Genomic DNA, 1,024 nt, shown 5'->3' on the forward strand with positions numbered 1-1,024 from the left:
CGGTAACGACATTCGTACGAATTTAGTTACCAATAAAGATGGAAAAATCATCGCTAAAGACTTACAACCAGGAGACTATGAGTTTATCGAAACGAAAGCTCCTAAACATTACGACTTAAATGAAGAACCAATTAAGTTCACAATCGAAAGAAGTCAAACAAAGCATGTCTTCGTTACAGCTATTAATAGCTTAACGAAAGGTAGTGTTGAGTTAATTAAAGTTGATGATGCCAAGCAAAACACAACACTTGAAGGTGCAGTATTTAAAATTGTTAATAAGGATGGACACGATGTTCGTACCGATTTAACTACTGATAAAAACGGCCGTTTAGTTGTGGATGAATTACCGCCAGGAGACTATGAGTTTATCGAAACAAAAGCTCCTGAACACTATGACTTAAACAAAACATCTATTAAGTTCACAGTTAAAAAAGGCCAAGAAAAAATCGCCTCTGTTACTGCTACGAATAGCTTAACTAAAGGCGCAGTTGAATTAACTAAAGTTGATGACATCGATGGTACTACTCTTGAAGGGGCTATCTTTAAAATTGTGGATATGGATGGCAAGGATGTTGGTTCTGATTTAGCTACTGATAAAGATGGTAAGATTTCTGTTTCTGATTTACGTCCGGGTGACTATCAGTTCATTGAAATGAAAGCTCCTAAGCATTACGACTTAAATCAAAATCCTATCAAGTTTACTGTTGAAAAGAGTCAAACTGCTAAAACTTCTGTTACTGCTACTAACAGCTTAACGAAAGGCGCTGTTGAATTAACTAAAGTTGATGACATCGACGGCACTATTCTTGAAGGGGCTATCTTTAAAATTGTGGATATGGACGGCAAGGATGTTCGTTCTGATTTAACTACTGATAAAGATGGGAAGATTTCTGTTTCTGATTTGCGTCCGGGAGACTATCAGTTCATTGAAATGAAAGCTCCAACTGGCTATGATTTAAACGTTAAACCAATTCCTTTCACAATTACGAAAGGACAAACTCAAGTTACCTCTGTTACAGCTTTA

At 36.5% G+C, this 1,024-nt stretch carries 1 protein-coding gene; it reads left to right on the forward strand.

The window, feature by feature from the left end:
* Positions 1 to 1,024: SpaA isopeptide-forming pilin-related protein (locus tag MR160_RS33690; protein WP_255805913.1), on the forward strand; the 1,024-nt coding region annotated here is incomplete at both ends.

The sequence above is a fragment of the Bacillus cereus group sp. BfR-BA-01382 genome, assembly GCF_022663475.1.
GTDB lineage: Bacteria > Bacillota > Bacilli > Bacillales > Bacillaceae_G > Bacillus_A > Bacillus_A thuringiensis_S.